Below are 19,731 nucleotides of genomic sequence, written 5' to 3' on the forward strand. Positions count from 1 at the left end.
CCGGTAGTGCCGCAGCACCTCCCGGACCGGCCTCGCCCGCGCGGTGTCCGCGGCATTGGTTCGGACACAACTCCGGATGGATCGGGCTCCCCCGTTGTTGTGTGCGGAATCAGACCTGCGGGATTCGAGTCTGTAGTTTTCCCGGACCTGTGCCGGGCGGATTGAGCGGCCGCGGCCCGGCGATTAGCGTTGGCCGCGCTGCGTGCACCGCACCGCGAGCCGAAGGAGCGACGTGAAATGACGGCTTCCGCACAAGACGATCTGTTCGAGGCATTACTGGCCTCCGCCACCCGATTGTCCTTCGACCCACGTACCACGCTCGTGTACGAGCCGGGCACGGACGACGCGCGTTGCTACGGAATGACTCCGGAGTGGTCACCACTTTTCGGCACTCGCACGTGGAATGCCATGTCGGAGGCCGACAGAATCCGCCTTACTCGCAGTGAGGTCGCGCAATTCCTCGGTGTCGGGATATGGCTGGAACTCGGTCTGCAGGTAGCGCTCCTGCGCCGCAACCACAGTGCCGATTTTTCGCGCGACGATGTGAAGTTCCTGCTCAACGAATGCGCCGACGAAAGCCTGCACTCGCTGATGTTGGTCAACGCGATCGACAGCATCGGCGCACATTTCCATCGACGTTCCGGCTCGCTTCGTTTCTCTGGATGGCTGTTTCGCACCTTCGCCTGGGACGAAGTCGCCTACGGCATCATCCTGGCCGGTGAGGAGATCTTCGATGTGATGCAACGGGATTGGATGGCCACCAGAACCGTCGTCTCCGCCATCCGGCGCACGTCCTATATCCATGTCGTCGAGGAATCTCGGCATATGGTCTTCGCGCGACGTAAGATTCGGGATCGGCTGGCCGAGTCGTCGAGCCTACGGCGCTCGATCAGTACGATCGTCATCGCCGTCGGAACGCACATCATCGCCAAAAGCCTGATCGATCGCCGGGTGTACGAGGGCCTGGGACTGGATTGGCAGACGGTCAAGTCGGAGATCGACGCGAACGAGCACCACCGGATGATGTTCCGCAGGGCCGCCGAACCTTTCATTGATTTTCTGGGCAGGGAGACCCTGCTGAACCGCGTAACTCGTTGGATATACCGGAAATCGAACCTCCTGTAGCCGGAAGTCACCGTGAGCCACGTCATCCTCGGACATTGCTGCAAAGACGCATCCTGTGTCCGCGTCTGCCCGCAGAATTGTATTCATCCCCTGCCCGGAGAAGCCGGATTCGACACCACGGAAACACTGCACATCGACCCGCGCTCGTGTATCGACTGTGCTGCATGCACGCAGGTATGCCCAGCATCGGCCATCAAGCCGGAGTTCCTGCTGACCGACCTCGAACGTCCGTGCGCGGCGCGCAATCGCGAATACTTCGACCGCACCGGGACCGCGGTGCGGCCCGCGCCGGCCCCACCAAGGTTCGCATCACCCTTGGGCACTCCCTTCGATCGGCCGCGGGTGGCGGTGATCGGATCCGGCCCCGCGGCGATGTACACCGTGCGAGAACTGTTGCGCCGCTCCGGATCGGTGCGTGTCACGGTTTTCGAACAAGACAGCGAAATCGGCGGCCTGCTGCGGCGTGGTGTCTCCATCGACCACCCCGAGATCCGGGGGATGATTCACCTCTTCGAGGTTCCTTTCGCGGACGACCGTGTCACCGTGGTACGGAATACGAAGGTTGGAGTGGATATTTCGATAGCCGCGATCCGTAGCGATTCCGACGCGGTGGTGCTTGCCTGCGGCGCCTCACAACCCCGGACCATCGGTCCGCCGGGGCCGCGTCTTCCCGGCGTGCACCAAGCGGTGGATCTGCTGATCGCCGCCAATACCGAGACTCCGGTGATGAGACCGACCGAGGCATTGGGGCCGAGGTGCGTCATCGTCGGCGCAGGCAATGTCGCCTTCGACGTCGTCAGATGGATTGCCACGCGGTACAACACAGACACACCGGGCCCGAAAGTCACCGAGGTAACAGTGCTTTCACGCGCAACGCCCGATCGTCCGGCCTTCACAGCATCGGCGTTCGACGAGTTGCTCGGGCTTCGTGGAGTCGAGGTCGTCGTCGATCACATCGGCACCGGACCCGCCGCACCGCCGGACAGTTCGCTGCTCCACCAGATCTCGGCCCGCCCCGCCGCCGGTCTCGGGCCGGCATCCGAAGGCACTGTGCGAGTGGTGCTCTCGTTCGGCCGCGACGTCACGCAGATTCATGCGTCACCTCCGGGGCGATCGACGGTTGTCACCGCATCGGAGCACAGTTTCCACGCCGACTCGGTCATCTGCGCCGCGGGTTTCCGCGCCCAGGCGATCGAGGGGATCCCGTTGTCCGACAACGGAGTAGTGCCGAACCGGCACGGGCGAGTCCTGCGGGCCGAAACCGGTGAACCCATCGAGGGGTTGTACGTCGTCGGCTGGGCCAAACGTGGCGCCACCGGAGGAATCGGCGACAGTCGCAACTGCGCCGCCGAAACGGTCGAATGCCTGGCCCAAGACCTCGGACGCTGACGACGAGACGTGGTCACACCGTCCGTGGTTTCCCGGCAGTCGAATCCGATGCAGATGCGGTCCCCGGTGTACCGGGACCCTCGGCGCTCGCCGGCGCACCTCCGTTGATGAGCTGTCGGGTGCGCGGGCCGAATGCGGCGAGCACGACTGCACCGACCATCCAGGTGGCGGCTATGAAGATGAACACCGATCGGTAACCGCTCCAGGTGTAGAGGTGGGCGATGATCAGTGGCCCTGCGGCGTTGGACAATCGGCCCAATCCGTAGGAGACGCCGGTGCCCAGCGAGCGGGTGCGCGTGTCGAACAGCTCCGGTGAGTAGGCGTAACCGAGTGCGGTGTAACCACGTTCGAACAGGTTCACCAGGAAGCCGAAGGTCACGATCATCACAGGGGTGAAGGTGAGGCCGTACAGCAGGCCGCAGGTGGCGATGACGGCGCCGAAGACCACCAGGCACCACTTGCGCTCGAACCGGTCGGTGACCAGCGCGGCGAGATACGACCCCAGCGGCGCGCCGACCGTGGACAACGCCACGTACAGCGTCGAACTCTGCACACTGAACCCCTCCTTCGCCAGCAGCGAAGGCGCCCAGGTGGAATAGCCGAAGAACCCGATCGACTGGGTCACCCACAGGACGGTCAGCAGCAGGGTGGGCAGCAGATACTTCCGCTGCAACAGCAGCGACAGCGGCGCCCGCGCCGCAGGCGCCGCGTCGACGGGCGACGCGGGTTCGGGGAGCGGACCGTGCTGCGCGCTCACCCGGGCCTCGATCTCCCGCAGCGCCTCGTCCGCGGCGGCGTAGTCGCCCCGATTCTCCTGCCACACCGGCGATTCGGTGAGATACCGCGCGAGGAACAGCACGACCAGCCCGAGCGCGCCCCACAGATACACCAGCCGCCACGACCAGAAGGCGAGACCGACCACCCCACTGGCGATGAAATTGGTGACCGGTGTGCCGCAGATACCTATCACGATGGCGTAGGCCTGGTACTTGCCGCGCACGGCCGCGGGGAAGATCTCGCTGACGTAGATGACGGCGACCACGGTCATCGCCGACAGGCCCGCCGAGGTCAGGACTCGAAAAACCCCGAGCGACACGATATCCCACGAGAACACGGCGGCCAGCGAGAACACCGAGAAGGCGAGCGTCGTCCACAGCAGCGCCTTCTTGCGGCCCCAGCGGTCGGCGATCCATCCAGCGGCCAGCGAACCGATGAACATGCCCACGAACGACAGCGAGGTGACGTAGGCGATCTCGTTGACACTCACCTTCCACAGCTTGATCAGCCGCGGTGCGGTGATGGCAAAGCTGTTGATGTCGGCGAATTCGAAGAAATAGGCGATCGCGACCGCGGCCAGGGTGAGGTAGTGGAACCGGGAGATGGGCAGCCGGTCCAGCCGGTTGGACGCATTGCAGCGCTGCATGGTCGATCCTTGTCGAGCGAGGGAGTGAAACTGGTTGTAGTTCAGGGTTTTTCGTCGGGCCAGTACAACCGCATCGGATTGTCGACGAGCAGCTTGCGCTGCAGTTCCGCCGTCGTGGCGACATGCGGGATGTGATCGACCAGCAGCCCGTCGTCGGGCATGTGATCGGTGAGATTCGGGTGTGGCCAGTCGGTGCCCCACAGCACCCGGTCCGGGAATTCCTCGACAACCCGGCGCGCGAACGGCACCACATCGGTGTACGCGTCGCGCTCACCGTCGAGGGCGGCCGGCCCGGTCACCGAAAGTCTTTCGGGACAGCTGACTTTCACCCACACATCGGTGCGTTCGGTGAAGCGCAGAAACCGAGCGAACTCCGGCCCGCCGACCGGCGCGCTGACATCCGGGCGGCCCATGTGATCGACCACCAGCGCGGTGGGCAGGGCGGCGAAGAAGTCCTCCAGTTCCGGCAGATCCGCGGCCTCGAAGTAGATCACGATGTGCCAACCGAGCGGGGCGATCTTCGCCGCGATCGCGGCCAGATCGTCCTTGGGCGCCGAATCGACCAGGCGCTGGAGGAAATTGAACCGCACCCCGCGCACCCCGGCTTCGTCGAGTGCTCGCAGTTCGGCGGTGGTGACGTCGGGACGTACGGTGGCGATCCCGCGGGCTCTGCCACCCGCGGCCCGGACCGCATGGACCATCGCCCGGTTGTCGGCGCCGTGGCAGGTGGCCTGGACGATGACGTTGCGGGCCACGCCCAGATGGTCGCGCAGGGCGAACAGCTGCTCCTCGGACGCGTCGCACGGAGTGTACTTGCGTTCCGGGTGATACGGGAACCGATCGCCGGGCCCGAAGACATGACAGTGCGCGTCGACGGCGCCGGCGGGCAGTTGGAACGTCGGCGCCGTGGGGTTTGGACACCAGTCCAGCCAGCCCGCTGACTTCGTGAATGTGGCGTGATCGTCGACTGTCATGCAGCTAACATAATCGTTGACAAGATTGTTGACAATAATGAAGCCGTATCTGCCCGCGCAGAAGGGAATCTGTTCGGGCACGAGCCGGACACCCCGCACTCGGTGAGACGTGAAAAGCCTCTGACCTGGGCTGGAGAATTTCAGCTGGTGATGCCGCGCCGAATCTCGCCGGGGCTGTGCTGAATTCGTTCCGAGGACCGCGACCGCGAGGAACGCAGCTGATAGGGCACGCTGGTCACCATCACGCCGGGTACGAACAGCAGTCGCGCCTTGAGCCGCAGCGAACTCTGGTTGTGCAGCAGGTTCTCCCACCAGCGGCCGACCACGTACTCGGGGATGTAGATCGCGACCACATCGCGCGGGCGGGAGGTGCGCACCCGCTTGATGTATTCGATGACGGGCCGGGTGATTTCGCGATAGGGCGATTCGATCACTTTCAGCGGGATCGCCACCCCGGCCTCGTCCCAATCCCGGGTCAGCTCGCGGGTGTCGGAGTCGTCCACGTTCACCGAGATCGCGGTGAGTGTGTCGGGCCGGGTCGCGCGGGCGAACTGCACCGCGCGCTGAGTCGCCTTGTGCCAGCTGGAGACCAGCACGATCGCGTGCACGCGGCCGGGCAGCGTTTCGAGCTCGTCGGGATCGATGTCGAGTTCGGCGCGTACGCGCGTGTAGTGCCGGTGGATGCCCGCCATGATCGCCACGAGCACCGGGATCGCGAACACCACCAGATAGGCGCCGTGGGTGAACTTGGTGACCATCACCACGATCAGCACGACGCCGGTGAAGCAGGAACCGAAGGCGTTGATGATCCGGGCCCGGTGGATGCGCGCCCGCTCGGCCGCCGTCTTCGCGGTGCGCAGTTCCCGGTTCCAATGTCGCACCATGCCCGCCTGGCACAGCGTGAACGAGGTGAACACCCCGACGATGTACAACTGGATCAGTCGCGTGGTCGAGCCGTGGAAGGCGTAGATGAGCCCGCCGGCGACGACCGCCAGCAGGATGATGCCGTTGGAGAAAGCCAGCCGGTCGCCGCGGGTGTGCAGCTGGCGGGGCATGTACCGGCGCTGGGCCAGGATCGAGTTCAGCAGCGGGAAGCCGTTGTACGCGGTGTTCGCCGCCAGGATCAGGATCAGGGCGGTGGTCACCATCAGGTAGTAGAAGGCGATGCTGTGCCCGCCGAACACCGCCGCGGAGATCTGCGCGATCACGGTCTTCTGCGCGTCGGTGTTGCAGTTGCCGGGGAAGTTGGTGATATTGCAGGTGTTCTCGGTGACCTTGGTGTGCGAGATCATGGCCAGGGCCGTCACGCCGATGAACATCGTGATGGCCAGAACGCCCATCGCGGTCATGGTCCGCGCGGCATTGAGCGCCTTCGGCTTGCGGAACGCCGGAACTCCGTTGGAGATGGCCTCGGCTCCGGTGAGGGCGGTGCAGCCCGAGGAGAAGGCCCGTAGCAGCAGAAATGCCACCGCAGCCGAGGACAGGCCGATCTGTTCGGGGTGTATTTGATAGTGCGCGCTCTCGGCGACCGGCGTGTGTCCGAAAACCGTTTGCCCCAGCCCGACCACCGTCATGATCAGCACGCCGACGACGAAACCGTAGGTCGGGATCGCGAAGGCGCGGCCGGATTCGCGCACGCCGCGCAGGTTCATCGCGGTCAGGAAGGCGACGAAGCCGATATTGATCGCCACCCGATACGGGTTGAGGTCCGGCAGTGCGGAGATGATGTTGTCCACGCCGGAGGACACCGATACCGCGACTGTCATGATGTAATCGACCAACAAGGCCGCAGCTACCACGAGCCCCGCAATGGGACCGAGATTTTCCGCGACTACCTCGTAGGACCCGCCGCCGGACGGATACGCCTGTACGACCTGGCGGTACGAGAGCACGACCACGGCCAGCAACACGACCACGCCGGCGGCCACCCACCAGGCCAGATGCAGGTAGGCCACACCGCCCAGGGTGAGGATGAGCAGGATCTCCTGGGTTGCGTACGCGACGGAGGACAACGGGTCGCTCGCGAAGATCGGTAGGGCGATGCGCTTCGACAGCAGCGTCTCACCGAGTCGATCACTGCGGAACGGGCGCCCGAGGACTAATCGCTTCGCGACATCGATCGGTGAAACCACGATGAGCCAGCCTAAGCGGGAGCAGTTGCTGTTGGGAAACCGGCAGGGAGGTGGATGGATGAATATTGTGGCGCGAACCGTACGGATCCCGTCGGTATCGGATCCCGCAGTTCAGCGAATCACTATTGTAGGCCGCCCGCGGTGCGAAGGCCGGACGAAACGCGTGCTGAGCTAACTTTCAGTCACTGCCGTATGTGTATACGTGTGTTGGAGTCGGTTCCGGGCTTCGGCGGGGCGGTGTGCAGGATTGTGACCCGTCACAGATTCGACCGGGGCGGATGCACCCGCACGACAAGGCCGCCGCTTGTTTGTTCAGGTGAGAAGCCCAGCCCGATACTGTAATTGGTGCGCGATTACCGCGGGCGCGGAAGGAGCCACCATGACCGTAACACCCCAGGCCGTCGATCTGACCGTCTCCGGACGTCCGGTCTCCCAGCCGCTGCAGGACGTCTGGAGCCTGTCACGGCAGATGGTCGATCACTTCATCGCCAATGTCGCGCCCTGCGGGACCCTACCGGACGATGTCCTGCACGGCGACGTCGCCACCATCACCCGGCTCTGCGTGGAGATGACCACCAGTATGCTCGACGGCGGCGATATCGCCGCCAAGACCGAGCGGGTCCAGGCCGCGGCTGCCGAGTGGGCTCGCGAGGGTATTCCGATCGACACCATCCACCGGGCGATGTACGAGGGTTTCAAGATCGGTTTCGATCTGGTGTTCGCACAGGCCACCGCCGCGGACTACGACACCGTCCTGGCCACCGCGCGGCGCATGCTGGAGATCCTGGGCACGCTCACCTCGACGGTGTCGGTGGCCTACGTCAAGGAATACCGAGCGGTGGTCAGCGAGCACCACACCGCGGTGCACACGCTGACCTCCGCACTGCTGGGCGGACATTCCAGCGCCACCATGGCCCGCGAATGCGGTATCGAGATCGCATCCTCGTACCACGTGCTGGCCCTGTCGATTCCGGCGCATCCGGAGGAGCGCAACCCACGCGTGGACGGGAAAGTCGTGGCCCGCCGCAAACTTCGGCGGGTGCAGGCCGAATTGGCCACGCGCTGCGGCGAATCGGCGCTGTCGCTGTTGAGCGTGGACGGCGGCACGGTGCTCATCCCCGAAAACGTTGTGGACAGTGCGCAACTCGACGAACTGCTGAAGTGCCTGTCGCGGGCCGCGCAGGTGCCCATCCGCGCGACCGCGGTCCGGGCGAAACCGGCGGAGATCCCCGACGGTGCGGACCGCGCGCACGAACTACTGGACATCGTGCATCGGCTGGACTGTGTGGACGGACTGTACCGATTCGACGATCTGGCACTGGAATACCAGCTCACCCGGCCCGGCCCCGGCCGCGAATATCTCGGCTCACTGCTGGACCCGCTGGAGAACCACCCGGATCTGCTGACCACGCTGCAGCGCCATATCGCCAACAACCTCAACCGCGGCCGCACCGCACGCGGACTGCACGTGCACACCAATACGATCGACTACCGGCTCAAGCGGGTGGGACAGCTCACCGGATTCGATCCGAATCAGCCCTCGGGGCTGTGGTATCTACGATCTGCCCTGGTGGCGCGCAGTTATCGAGCGTAGGCAGCGGTCCGGAGCGATCGGTACGGTGGTGGTCATGCGTACCGAGGGAGACTCCTGGGACATCACCACGAGCGTCGGGTCCACCGCACTGTTCGTCGCCACGGCCCGCGCCCTGGCCGGGCGTGATCCCTCGGCCCTGGCCGTGGACCCGTTCGCGGAGGTCTTCGTTCGCGCGGCGGGCCCGGACTGGTCCCCGATGCTGGACGGCGGCGCGCCCGCCGAATTGCTCGCCGAATCCGAATTCGGCCGGGCCTTCCAGGAATTCCAGGCCGCGCGAACCCGCTACTTCGACGATTTCGTGGTCGCCGCAATGGATTCGGGCATCCGGCAGGTGGTGATCCTGGCCGCGGGCCTGGACGCACGCGCCTATCGGCTGCACTGGCCCGAGGACACCGTCGTCTACGAACTCGATCGGCCGCAGGTGCTCGAGTTCAAGCGGGAGGCCCTGGCCGCCAACGGCGACAAGCCGCTCGTCGACCGCCGCGAGGTGGCCGCCGACCTGCGGGAAGACTGGCCGGGGGCGTTGCGCGAGCAGGGATTCGATCCCGCACGCCCGACCGCTTGGCTGGTCGAGGGGCTGCTCATCTATCTTTCGGCCGCCGCCCAGGAAGAATTGTTCGACGCCATCGATGGGCTCAGCGTCGCCGGCAGCCGGGTGGCCGTCGAACAGATGGACCCGCTCCCCGAGGAGGCGGCCGCGGCCATCGGGCGGATGCCCGACGAGACCGAGACCTGCAGCAGCGGGCAGTGGACCGCGCTGATCTACAACGAGCCGCGCAGTGAGGTCACCGCCTGGCTCACCGCGCACGATTGGCGGGCCGAGCGGACCGATGTGCCCGATTACCTTCGGGCACACGGCCGCCCGGAGCCGAACCGGGATCCGCAGGAGGGGCTGGTGCCCGCATTGGTAAGTCTGGTGACCGGGATCCGGTCGTGATCACTTGCCGTTCGGGTGGCCGACCTTCGCCAGTGCGGTGGTCCAGTCACCGGCGATGGCGCTCTGGGCGTCGGTGAGCGCGACCTTGCCCGAGCACACCAGCGAGTGCAGCTGATTCTCCACGGAGTCCTTCGGGTTGTTGGGGCCCGAATTGACCTTGTGGCCGGGCGAGGGCGGCTCGACCCAGAGATTGCGCGCGTCGTTGGGATCGCCGCCGAGTTCGAGTGAGATCAGGTGGTCGTATTCGGAGTCGCGCGCGGATCCGGTGTAGCCGTACGACTTGGCGTTGGCTTCCTTCTCTCGGCCGGTGATATTGGACGGTGGCCGGATCGAGGAGGTGTAACCGCTGCGACAGATGGTCTGGGCCAAATTGTCGGCCGTGACCTTCGGGTTGGTCGCTCCCGGAGTGCAATTCGGGTCGGGCAGCGGTTGTCCGTCCGAACTCTTCCCGAAATGGCATGTGCCGGGGGCGGGTTGGGCCTGCACCGTATAGGTGCCCGATGGTCCGGGGCCGACCGGTACCGAGGTGGCGAATTTGGCATCGGCGGGTTTGACCGCCTGGGTAGCCGATTTCGTGGCCTGTGCGGAGCAACCGGCGACGAGAATCGGAACGAACAGCGAGATCATCAGAGTCTTACGCGCGAACATGTACTTCCTCTAGCCGAAGAGCAACTGCGCCCTCATTGTGCGGCATAGCCGGGGACACGCGGTGGCTGGACACACGATCAGTTTGCTGTGAGTTCGAATGCGGTGGCCAGCATGGGTTTCAGTCGTTGCTCGCGGTCCGCTCGTAGATGTCCAGGGCGAGAGAGACGGCCGCGGTGCGACACTGCTCGTCGGTGAGCTCGACATCGCCCATCATGCCCACGCTCCAGGAGATCGCCAGAAGCGCCTGGCGGGCATGGAAAATCGCCAGCGGATCGCGGTCGGGTCCGGTGACCGCGTCGGCGACCTGACGGAACTGGTACCGCAGCGCCGTTCCGACGCCAAGCCGCCGGAACGCGGCCTGGTTCTGGTACATGAACCGGGTCATCTCGCGCCCGGTGTCGTGCAGCACCGTTCCATAGCGCCGCAGGATCTCCCGGGCCGTATCCCTGCCGGACGGTTGGGCGGCGGCCCAGGTGAGGATCTCCTCGACCCCGGTGCGAAGATCGTCGGCCAGGCTGACGACAATGTCCTCTTTGGCGGGAAAGTGGTAGTAGACCGCGGCCTTGGTGATACCGAGGCGCTCGGCGATCTCCCGTACGGAGGTCTGGTCGTAACCCTGCGCGGAGAACAACTCCATTGCGACCGTGCGGATTCGGTCACGGGTGTCGGTGCGCCGACCTGCCACCGCGACTCTCCCATCATTGTCTCGACGACCGGACGGCACCGACTGTATCGGCGCGGTGGCGAGCTAGGACCCCAGCATCGTATTCATCAGGGTGCCCGCGCTGGTCGCGACGAGACCGCCGATCAGCGCCCCGGCCACCATCTTCGGCGATTCGAGCGGGCCGCCGTTCCACTTCTCCCAGGCGAAGCGGCCGCCGGCGAAGATCAGCGCGGTGGTTCCGGACAACAGGGCGAACCATGTGCAGTAGCGCACCAGCTGCATGATCTTGCTCGCCAGGGGAGGCGCCTGCGGCGTCGGATCGGAGACCTGGGCGAGTATCGCTTCGTGTACGGCTGTGAGGATCATGGTGCCCTCGTTTCGCGAGACGAATACGAATGATGCGTCATATCCCATGGTAGAACGCATCACTCGACGAATCTCGTCGGAATGCCCTGCTGTGTACCGGCTTTCGTGTCTACCGCGCTTGACGCCTACTCGTCGTCCAGACCCGCCGACAGATAGGCCGCGGCGGCGATCCACTGGCGGCAGCCGAGGTGGCGGTCGTGCGCGTGCAGAATGGCGCGGGCGCGCAGATAGGTCAGTTCCCTTGGCTCCACGCCGCATTCGCCCGGCGGCGCCATGTTCCCGGCGTGCTCGCGGATGCCTTGCTGCTGAATCACATATGTCATGGGACGCCTCTAGCCGTTCGCTCGTGAATTGCGGTGGCGATACTGGCGCGGGAGCCCAACTCTCCGGCGTCGTCCGGCCATGTCGTCCTGGATGAGTTTAAGACGCCGTACAGTGCAGATGCAAGTACATCTGCACTGTCGTGAGGGGGTGTTTTCGGCCCGTCGACTTTGTGAAATCACACCTATCCGGGCGTTTCGAACCGACCGACCGGTTGCTATTCGTAGGATATCCGCAGCGTATCGCCCATTGACACGTCATGAGCAAAGCTCTTGCTGCCCTTGTCGTTTCGATCGAGCGAACCCTCGATCCGGGGCAACCGGCGTGCTATCGTCAGATCGTCGGTTCATTTGCAAGAACATTTGCGCGAACATCTGCAAGCACCGGCAGGCCGCGAAGGGCGGCGGAGTTCGGAATCGTCTAGCGAGGAGACAGAAATGGCCGAGAGCACAGCCGCAGGCATTGGTCGCACGTCCGACCTGGCGTGGCGCAAGAGTACTTTCAGCAACCCGAGCGGCAACTGTGTGGAGGTTGCCGATATGGCGAACGGTCTGGTCGCCGTGCGCAACTCCCGTGATCCGGAGGGTGCCGTGCTGGTCTACACCCGTCCGGAAATCGACGCGTTCCTGCGCGGCGCGAAGAGCGGGGAATTCGACGATCTGGCCAGATGACCTGTAGCATTACCTCGGCGCGGTATCGGTCTGCGACGACGGGGTGGTTGTGACCTGCGCTGCCGTTGGTCGTCGAGCATCGGAGTGGATTTCATGGTCGCAGAACCCGGCCGGATCAGTCGTGTGGAATCGCTTGCCGCCGAACGCGGTCCGACGGCGCTACGGATCGCGGTCGGCGGGCAACTCCGCAAACTCCGTGAGCAGGCGAGTATCACGCGCGAGGAGGCGGGTGAGGCCATTCGCGGCTCGCACGCCAAAATCAGTCGCCTCGAGTTGGGCCGTACCGGTTTCAAAGAGCGTGACATCCGGGATCTGCTCACACTCTACGGTGTGAACGACGCCGTAGAGCGCGAAACGCTGCTCGAACTCGTTCGTAAGGCCAACCAACCCGGATGGTGGCATCGATACAGCGACCTTCTGCCGCCGTGGTTCGAGACCTACCTCGGTCTCGAACACGCGTCGAAGTCGATCAGAACCTTTGAGGGGCAGCTGGTTCCCGGTCTGCTGCAGACCGAGGAGTACACCCGCGCGGTCGTCTCGCTCGGCCACGAGAGTGCGGAGACCGCGCGCCGGGTCGAACTGCGCCGGCGTCGGCAGGAGATTCTGGACCGGCGCGGCGGGCCGACGCTGTGGGCGGTCATCGATGAGTCGGTGTTGCACCGGCCGATCGGCGGCACCGAGGTGTTGCGGGCTCAGCTGGAACATCTGGTCCAGGTCTCGTCCTGGCCGAATGTCACCATCCAGGTGCTGCCGTACGCCGCGGGCGGTAATGCGGCGGCGGGCAGTTCGTTCACCATGTTGCGTTTCGCCGAGCCGGAGCTGCCCGACATCGTGTACCTGGAGCAGCTGACCAGTTCGCTGTATCTGGATCGCCAGCAGGACCTGGAGATGTACCGCCAGGTGATGGACAGACTGAGTGTGCAGGCGGAGCCGCCGGACCGGTCGCGGCGTTTACTGACCGAGGAAGCGGCCAAGCTGAAATAGCCGCTCGAGCTGCCCTGGCTGAGCAGGCTCGGGCGATGAGATACGACAATCGGCGATGGGGCCGCCGGTATCGCCCGGCGGCCCCATCGCCGACTATGTACTTCTCGAATATATGTATTACTGCTTGATGCAGCTCGACGCGATGCGCCAGAACGCTTCTGGCTGCAACGACGTGAAATTCCAATCGTTCACCATCGCATGTGCGGTGCTGACGATCCGCTCAACATCGAAATCGTCACGTGTAGCCGCGCCGGTGGACTCGACCGCGTCGATTACGAAACGAGTTGCGGTTTCCCGCGAATAAACATTGCGCTCGGTCCGGCTTCTATCAATGATTCCGAGTCGGCCGAGGTCCAATGGCTGGTTCATTCGAACGCCCCTGACGCCACGCCGCAGGTGGGCCGGTGACCGGGAATTGGTTCCTGGTTCACCCGACGGCTGTCTGGTAGTCCCCTGTACTGCCTTGCGGTTCGAGTCTAGGACCGTGTAGCGAGCATATGCAAGTACATCTGCAACATCGATTGTGCAGTCGCAGTGCGCGTTTCGGGTGCTGTTGGATTGCTGTCCGGCGACGTCACTGTCGTGCGGGGCTATAGTTACCGCATTGTTGTGTTGCTATCCGGACGCCGGTTTAAATCTGCCGCGGAATCGTTTGGGTCGCCAATCTCGGAGCGAAGCCGGATATCTTCCCGAGAAACAAGATCGAATTATCTTGCGCCCCGGGAACGGGCAGGACTCGGCACGCTGTGCGAGCCGCTCTCGCACGCTTCCGGTGGACCGTCGTGAGGCACGGGATCAGGACATGGCGCGATGATCGGCCCAGCGGCGCGCCGCATCGCGCAGGCTGTGTGTCCAGATGTTCGGGCGGCGACGTGCGGTGCTCTCCCATTCTCCCGCGAGCGCCGCGGAGAACGCCCACAGCTGATGCCGGGACGCGGTGTGCCAGGCCGGGGTTCGCGCGGCCCACTGTTCGGCCTCCCCGGGTTCGTGCCCAGCCAGTACGAGCCACACGATCCAGCACGCCGGATCGATCCAGGCCGCCCCGCGAGTGGCCCACGGCCAGTCGACCAGCCGGGCGGCGCCGTTCTCACCGATGATGACGTTGCTGTAGTTCCAATCGGTGTGCAGCAGAGTCGATCCGGCGAACAGGGCGCGGTCGGCGGGGTCGGGTGCGTAGCGACCCCACCGCTGGACAGCGTCGTTGATCTCGAGGTCGGGCGGGCAGGGCAACTCGGCGAGCGCGGCCATCGTCGCGGCCGTCGCAACGAGGTCGGCGTCGATCCGATAATCGGCGAAATGTCCCGGCAGGTAGTGGAATCCGAGCAGATCCCAGCCTCCGGCGGTGACATGCCAGCGCATCGGCGGCCCGATCGGGGAGACATGGGGCCACAGGTTCGCCTCACGGCGCTGTGACCACACCTCGGGATCGTCCAACGGAATGCCCTTGACGAAGGTTCGCTCCCGCGCGGTTTCGATGACCGCGGCAAGATGGCTGCTGAATCCCGCATTGACCGGATCCGCTCGAAGGATCGGGCCGGTCAATGCCTCGACCGCGGTCCTCGCGGTCTCCGGTATCTGCTCCCAGCTGTGCCGTAGCGGCGACGTCTGTGCGCGATCGACTGTCACTCTCGAAGATCTACCGCGAATTCGCCACTCGGGCAAGCCAACTCCCACTCCGTACTTGCTGATGCATGATCGGATGTACATACGTCTTGCGCTCCGGGCCGAGAATCGGATGATCCGATCGCTTACCGCATTTATCGCCGCAGGTGAGGGCTTTGTTAGTGCGTGAGAGCCGAAAATTTCAGTGGCGCTCGAGCGACGACCGGTCGGTTGGTCTCGAAATTTGCTGATCATGTGCCGTATTTCGGCCCTTGTGGTCTCGAACCGGACTCACCGTGCATACGATCGGAAAACGACGACGTGCCAAGGCATTCCGTCGACGTACGCTCGAACGACTCGGTGCAGCGAGCCCGTATTCGGGTATGGGCGCGTGGTTGGAAGGCTCCGGGGTGAGTTCGTCCTGGGGGTGTGTGATGCGTGCTTGGCGTGTCCTGCTCATTGCGGTTCTACTGGTCTGCGGCTCGGCGACGGGTTTCGCGCAGGCCGGCCCGATACCCGTCGGCCCGCCGAATCCGCCCGCACTCCCGGCGATTCCGGGTATCGACGCGGCCACGGTGCAGCGATGGATCGATGCGGTGGTACCCGCGCCGCCCATTGTGGCGCCGGCGGATCCGATCGCGGCCTCGCCGGGGACCTCGCCGAATCTGGCGCGACTGCAACAGGCGGTGATGCCTGCCGAGGTCGGGGACCCGATGTTCGATCAGTGGCCGCCGAACCTCGCCGCCGAAGCGCCCGGCGCGATCATCGCCGTGCGTGATGTGACCGCGACGGCGGCTCCGTTGCTTGCGGTGCCGGTCCGGCAGGTGCTGTTACTGAAATTCCGGACCACGGACGCCTACGGCGGCGCGTCGTTCGCCACGGCCACACTCGTGATTCCGGCGGCCGCGTGGCCGGGCCGGGGGGAGCGGCCGGTAGTGGTGAACAACCTGGCCATCGACGCGCTGGGACGGGCCTGCACCCCGGGATACACGCTCGCCCACGGCTTCAACGCGCATTCGAGTCTCGGCGACGATCTCCCGCCGACCACACAGTTGGCGGTCCTGCGCGGATACGCGGTGCTGATTCCCGATCACGAGGGGCCGCGGATGGCCTATGCCGAACCCTACGTCGCCGGACATGCGGTACTCGATTCGATTCGCGCGCTGCGCAATCTACGCCCCGAGGAGTTCGGGAACAGTCGTTTCGCCATGCACGGTTACTCCGGCGGGGCCATCGCCACGCGCGGCGCGGTCGCGCTGATCGGTTCCTACGCACCGGAATTGGCGACGGTAGTCGTCGGCGCCGCGCTGGGCGGCGTACCCGCCGACTACCGCATCCTGGCCCGCAGCATGAACGCGAATCTCGCCTCGGGCGTATTCCTGGCCGCGACGTTCGGCGTGGCGAGGGAACGCCCGGAGATCCTGGCCCGGATGAACAATCTGGCGCGCTGGGCGGCGATTTCACCGTTGAAGGACAGCTGTACCAGCGTCTTCGCGCCGGTCGGCCTGCTGATGCTGCCCGCCGACGTCGCCGCGGACATCCCCGATGCGCTGCAGAGCCCGGTCGCCGATCAGATCTACACCGTCACCGCGATGAACGGGATGAAATCGCCTGTGCCGCTCTATATCTATCAGGGCGAGCAGGAGTTCTGGATTCCGGCCGAGGGCGCTCGCGACTACTACGCGCGGCAGTGCGCGCTGGGGGCGCGGGCGACGTACCGGAGCGTACCGGGCGAACATCTGCTCGCCGACGCGCTCGGCTACCCCGAGGCGGCGGCGTGGGTCGACCAGCGGCTGCAAGGGATTCCGGCCCCCGACGGGTGCTGAGGAGTTCGGCGTTTTGTGTGCCGCCCCTAGTCGTTCGGCGGGCGGTTCATGAATTGTCATCGGATCAGGTCGTACCGCCCCCGTGTCGGTTTCGTAGCCGTATCGTGATCTGCACGCGGCGCCGGTGTTTGCGCGGTCGGCGCCGCGAACAGGTGTCGGCGCCGTACCCGGAACAGGAAGGAGGGCGCCCGGTCCGGTCGTGACACCAGCCACCACCGGGTGGTGCCCCGAAACCACCCACCCGGTAAACGTACCTCCGCACCGCGGCAACTGGACTTCCAACCCCTCCCGCCACCTGGTGCATGTGCGTGTGGATCCGACCCGCCGGACGCAACCCTCACCCCAGCGTCCGGCGGGGTTCCGCGCCGGCCATTCCCCTGTGGCCGCCGAGGACGCTTTGCTTTGCTTGAAGGAGTACGTGTGAGCACCGCCAGGACCGATCGGGATCATTCGCGCGGGCTCGGCTCCGGCGCGTTATGACCCTTCGCGTTCCCCTCGGCGCGGTGGCGGCGCTGCTGGCCGGTACCATTCTCGCCGCGCCCGTCCGCGCCGATCCGGCACCGGCCGGTCCGCCCGCACTGGGAGCGCCGACGAGCCGATCGGTCCTGCTGAGCACGGAGACTCGCGGACCGCACTGGGAACGCCTTTATGTGCGCTCGGCCTCGATGCGCCGGGTGATACCCGTGGACGTGCTGCGCGGCGCGGGCCCGGGACCGCATCCGGCGCTGTATCTGCTGGACGGCGTGGACGGCTCGCCGACCTCGGACTGGCTGACCAAGGGCCATGCCGCCGAGTTCTTCGCGGACAAACCGGTGGACGTGGTGCTGACCGGTGACGGCGTCGGCAGCATGTACAGCGACTGGGAACATTACGACCGCACCCTGGGTCTGAACCGGTGGGAGACCTTCCTGATCGATGAGCTGCCGCCGATCGTCGAGTCCTATCTGCACACCGACGGTCGGCGCGCGGTCGCGGGCGTGTCCATGGGCGCGCAGGGGGCGATGATGCTCGCACAGCGGCATCCGGGTTTCTTCCGTGCCGTCGCCGGAATCAGCGGATGTTATTCGACCGCGGACGATGTCGGCGAGGCGGTCACCCGCATCACCGTGGCCTCGCGCGGCGGAAACCCCGAAAACCTCTGGGGGCCGCCGAATTCCCCGGCGTGGCTTGCGCACGACAGTCTTCTCGGTGCGGCGAAATTGCGTGGCACCGCGATCTATCTCTCGGCCGCGACCGGTGTGCCCGGCGTGCCCGACTTCGAGGCCATCGCCGATGCCCCGGATGTGCTCGGCGCGCTGCAGCAGTCCGGGGGCGGTGTCGCACTCGAGGCCGGTGCGCTGGCATGCACCCAGCGATTCGCGGAACGTCTTGCGCAACTGCGTATTCCGGCGACTGTCGAGTACGAGCCGACCGGCACGCACGCGTGGCCGTCCTTCACCGACGAACTCCCGGCTGCGTGGGACGCCATTGCGAAGGCGTTTCACGGCGACGCCAGCAAGATCGAGGTCGAGGAGCGCTGACCGCCGCGAATCGTGGCGCGCGGTGAACGGTCGTCCTGCGCTGTCGCGCAACGACTATTCGTGAATATTTCGTGATGGGCGTGGCCGGCCGATGCGTCGGGGATCGGTTCCGTGCCGAGCGCCGAATGGGGACACCCGCGCTCGGGCAACGTATTCGTCCCGCATTGTGCACTCTCACCGGCGGTACCGGGCACGCTAGTGAGATATCGAAGAGCCCTGGTCGGACCGTATCGGACCCCTGTCGACGGACCTAGCGTGAGCGCAGTTCGAATGCCCGGAATCGCTTCCCGGGCAACGAAACCGAGAACGTCGTGGTTCTGCAGGAAGGTTTGGAATGAGACGAACTACCCGTGCCCGGTCGTTGCGTGCTGTGGTCCTCATGGGTGTCACACTGCTCACCGTCGGCTTCGGCTGCGTCGGGGCGAACGCCGCCCCCACACCGGCTCCGGCCCCGCATCCGACCGATCGAACACTCGCCGACTTCATCGCGAAGGGCTTGAAGAACAAGGCCGCCAAGCCCATCGTCGACACCGGCAGCGCCGGTACGGGTTCGGCGTGCACCTCGGGCAGCGGCGCCGGTTCGGGCAACGGGTCGGGCGACTGCTACGGCGGTTCGGGCTCGAGTTCGGGATCGCAGGGCGGAACATCTTCCGACACAGTCGGTTACGGCCCAGCGAGTACGGCATTCCTTGCCGCCTTCGGCTATTCGCTGCTGCACCCGAACGTGGCCCCGCCGGGAACGAACGACTGGAGCTGCAAGCCGACCGCGCGGCATCCCGAACCTGTGGTGCTGGTCCACGGGACGTGGGAGAACGCTTACGACAACTTCGCCTACGTGAGCCAGCCGCTCGCGAACGCCGGTTACTGCGTCTACACGTTCAACTACGGTCAGTCGAATCTGCTGGCCGGTGGTGGACTGGGTTCGGTGCTCCCGGGCGCGAACGGCACCGAGAACATCCCGGATTCGGCCAAGCAGCTGGCGACCTTCGTCGATCGCGTCCTGGCGGCCACCGGTGCGCCGAAGGTGAACATCGTCGGGCACTCGCAGGGCGGCGCGATGTCGCGGTGGTATCTGAAGTACGAGGGCGGCGCGGCCAAGGTCGATCACGAGATGACCTTCGGCGCAACCAATCACGGCACCACGCTGGACGGCATCGGCGCACTGGGCCGGGCCATCAACAACTTCGGCATCGATGTGCTGGGCCTGATCGAGATCTTCGTCGGGCACTCCGGCATCGAGCAGACCGTCGGCTCCGATTTCGTCAACAAGCTCAACGCCGGCGGGGATACCATGCCGGGGGTGAACTACACGGTCGTGGGCACCCGCTACGACGAGGTCACCACGCCGTACAACCTGACGTTCCTGCAGCCCGGACCGGGTGCGACGGTGCGCAACATCACCCTGCAGGACGGCTGTGATCAGGACCTGTCCGATCACCTGACGCTGATGTACTCCCCGCGGGTGCTGTCGATCATCCTCAACACCCTCGACCCCAGCGTGCCGTTGCAGTGCACTTTCAACCCGTGGCTGCTGGGCGGCGGCGGGAAGCTCTGA

The 19,731-nt window shown here is 65.4% G+C and carries 18 protein-coding genes; 9 read left to right on the forward strand and 9 right to left on the reverse strand.

The features are described 5' to 3' along the window. The first annotated feature begins 237 nt into the window (after positions 1–237). The gene (locus NV1_RS21995) at positions 238–1,125 is read left to right on the forward strand and encodes a diiron oxygenase (RefSeq protein WP_067894284.1); all 888 of its coding nucleotides are present in this window, start codon (positions 238–240) and stop codon (positions 1,123–1,125) included. 12 nt (positions 1,126–1,137) lie between these two features. Next, positions 1,138–2,514 carry an FAD-dependent oxidoreductase gene (locus tag NV1_RS22000; RefSeq protein WP_067894287.1) on the forward strand — a complete coding sequence of 459 codons (1,377 nt, stop codon included), beginning with the start codon at positions 1,138–1,140 and terminating at the stop codon, positions 2,512–2,514. Positions 2,515–2,527: 13 nt separating this feature from the next. Here NV1_RS22000 and NV1_RS22005 read toward each other — a convergent pair whose 3' ends face one another. The 3 genes from NV1_RS22005 to NV1_RS22015 form a co-directional block, all read right to left on the reverse strand. Further along, positions 2,528–3,937 carry an MFS transporter gene (locus NV1_RS22005; RefSeq protein ID WP_067894289.1) on the reverse strand — a complete coding sequence of 470 codons (1,410 nt, stop codon included), beginning with the start codon at positions 3,935–3,937 and terminating at the stop codon, positions 2,528–2,530. Between the two features lie 41 nt (positions 3,938–3,978). After that, complete coding sequence (locus NV1_RS22010; protein ID WP_067894292.1) at positions 3,979–4,911, reverse strand: amidohydrolase family protein; 933 nt, start codon at positions 4,909–4,911, stop codon at positions 3,979–3,981. A gap of 140 nt (positions 4,912–5,051) precedes the next feature. Further along, complete coding sequence (locus NV1_RS22015; RefSeq protein ID WP_067894294.1) at positions 5,052–7,043, reverse strand: APC family permease; 1,992 nt, start codon at positions 7,041–7,043, stop codon at positions 5,052–5,054. Between the two features lie 379 nt (positions 7,044–7,422). Between NV1_RS22015 and NV1_RS22020 the strand changes: the two genes are divergently transcribed. Together NV1_RS22020 and NV1_RS22025 are read left to right on the forward strand one after the other, a co-directional pair. Then, complete coding sequence (locus NV1_RS22020; protein WP_067894297.1) at positions 7,423–8,637, forward strand: PucR family transcriptional regulator; 1,215 nt, start codon at positions 7,423–7,425, stop codon at positions 8,635–8,637. A 34-nt stretch (positions 8,638–8,671) separates the two neighbouring features. Continuing rightward, positions 8,672–9,574, forward strand: coding sequence for a class I SAM-dependent methyltransferase (locus tag NV1_RS22025; RefSeq protein ID WP_067894713.1), 903 nt, complete (start codon positions 8,672–8,674; stop codon positions 9,572–9,574). Here NV1_RS22025 and NV1_RS22030 read toward each other — a convergent pair whose 3' ends face one another. The 4 genes from NV1_RS22030 to NV1_RS22045 all read right to left on the reverse strand — a co-directional run bounded on the left by NV1_RS22030 (position 9,575) and on the right by NV1_RS22045 (position 11,575). Further along, complete coding sequence (locus tag NV1_RS22030; RefSeq protein ID WP_067894300.1) at positions 9,575–10,222, reverse strand: hypothetical protein; 648 nt, start codon at positions 10,220–10,222, stop codon at positions 9,575–9,577. It abuts the gene before it with no gap. A 118-nt stretch (positions 10,223–10,340) separates the two neighbouring features. After that, a complete protein-coding gene (locus tag NV1_RS22035) occupies positions 10,341–10,907 on the reverse strand; it encodes a TetR/AcrR family transcriptional regulator (RefSeq protein WP_157117224.1) in 567 nt (188 codons plus the stop codon). A gap of 63 nt (positions 10,908–10,970) precedes the next feature. Next, complete coding sequence (locus tag NV1_RS22040; RefSeq protein ID WP_067894716.1) at positions 10,971–11,252, reverse strand: hypothetical protein; 282 nt, start codon at positions 11,250–11,252, stop codon at positions 10,971–10,973. A 125-nt stretch (positions 11,253–11,377) separates the two neighbouring features. Further along, positions 11,378–11,575 (reverse strand): hypothetical protein, encoded by a 198-nt coding sequence (locus NV1_RS22045; protein WP_067894311.1) that lies wholly within the window; start codon positions 11,573–11,575, stop codon positions 11,378–11,380. Between the two features lie 435 nt (positions 11,576–12,010). Here NV1_RS22045 and NV1_RS22050 point away from each other — a divergent pair, with 435 nt between their 5' ends. After that, positions 12,011–12,244 (forward strand): DUF397 domain-containing protein, encoded by a 234-nt coding sequence (locus NV1_RS22050; RefSeq protein WP_174557467.1) that lies wholly within the window; start codon positions 12,011–12,013, stop codon positions 12,242–12,244. 93 nt (positions 12,245–12,337) lie between these two features. Continuing rightward, complete coding sequence (locus NV1_RS22055) at positions 12,338–13,228, forward strand: Sco1979 family transcriptional regulator (protein ID WP_067894722.1); 891 nt, start codon at positions 12,338–12,340, stop codon at positions 13,226–13,228. Between the two features lie 117 nt (positions 13,229–13,345). On the opposite strand, the gene NV1_RS22060 is transcribed toward NV1_RS22055, so the two are convergent. Further along, the gene (locus tag NV1_RS22060; RefSeq protein WP_067894314.1) at positions 13,346–13,597 is read right to left on the reverse strand and encodes a hypothetical protein; all 252 of its coding nucleotides are present in this window, start codon (positions 13,595–13,597) and stop codon (positions 13,346–13,348) included. Between the two features lie 426 nt (positions 13,598–14,023). Continuing rightward, positions 14,024–14,854 (reverse strand): hypothetical protein, encoded by an 831-nt coding sequence (locus NV1_RS22065; RefSeq protein WP_067894319.1) that lies wholly within the window; start codon positions 14,852–14,854, stop codon positions 14,024–14,026. 410 nt (positions 14,855–15,264) lie between these two features. On the opposite strand from NV1_RS22065, the gene NV1_RS22070 reads away from it, so the two are divergent. The 3 genes from NV1_RS22070 (at position 15,265) to NV1_RS22080 (ending at position 19,731) form a co-directional block, all read left to right on the forward strand. Continuing rightward, the gene (locus NV1_RS22070; protein WP_067894322.1) at positions 15,265–16,656 is read left to right on the forward strand and encodes a lipase family protein; all 1,392 of its coding nucleotides are present in this window, start codon (positions 15,265–15,267) and stop codon (positions 16,654–16,656) included. Between the two features lie 476 nt (positions 16,657–17,132). Beyond that, positions 17,133–18,176: an alpha/beta hydrolase gene (locus NV1_RS22075; RefSeq protein WP_067894323.1), complete on the forward strand. Its 1,044-nt coding sequence runs from the start codon at positions 17,133–17,135 to the stop codon at positions 18,174–18,176. Between the two features lie 334 nt (positions 18,177–18,510). Then, positions 18,511–19,731, forward strand: a complete 1,221-nt coding sequence (locus tag NV1_RS22080; protein WP_067894325.1) for a lipase family alpha/beta hydrolase — start codon at positions 18,511–18,513, stop codon at positions 19,729–19,731.

Origin of the sequence: Nocardia vaccinii NBRC 15922 (assembly GCF_001613305.1) — a bacterium.
In the GTDB taxonomy this organism is placed as follows: domain Bacteria; phylum Actinomycetota; class Actinomycetes; order Mycobacteriales; family Mycobacteriaceae; genus Nocardia; species Nocardia vaccinii.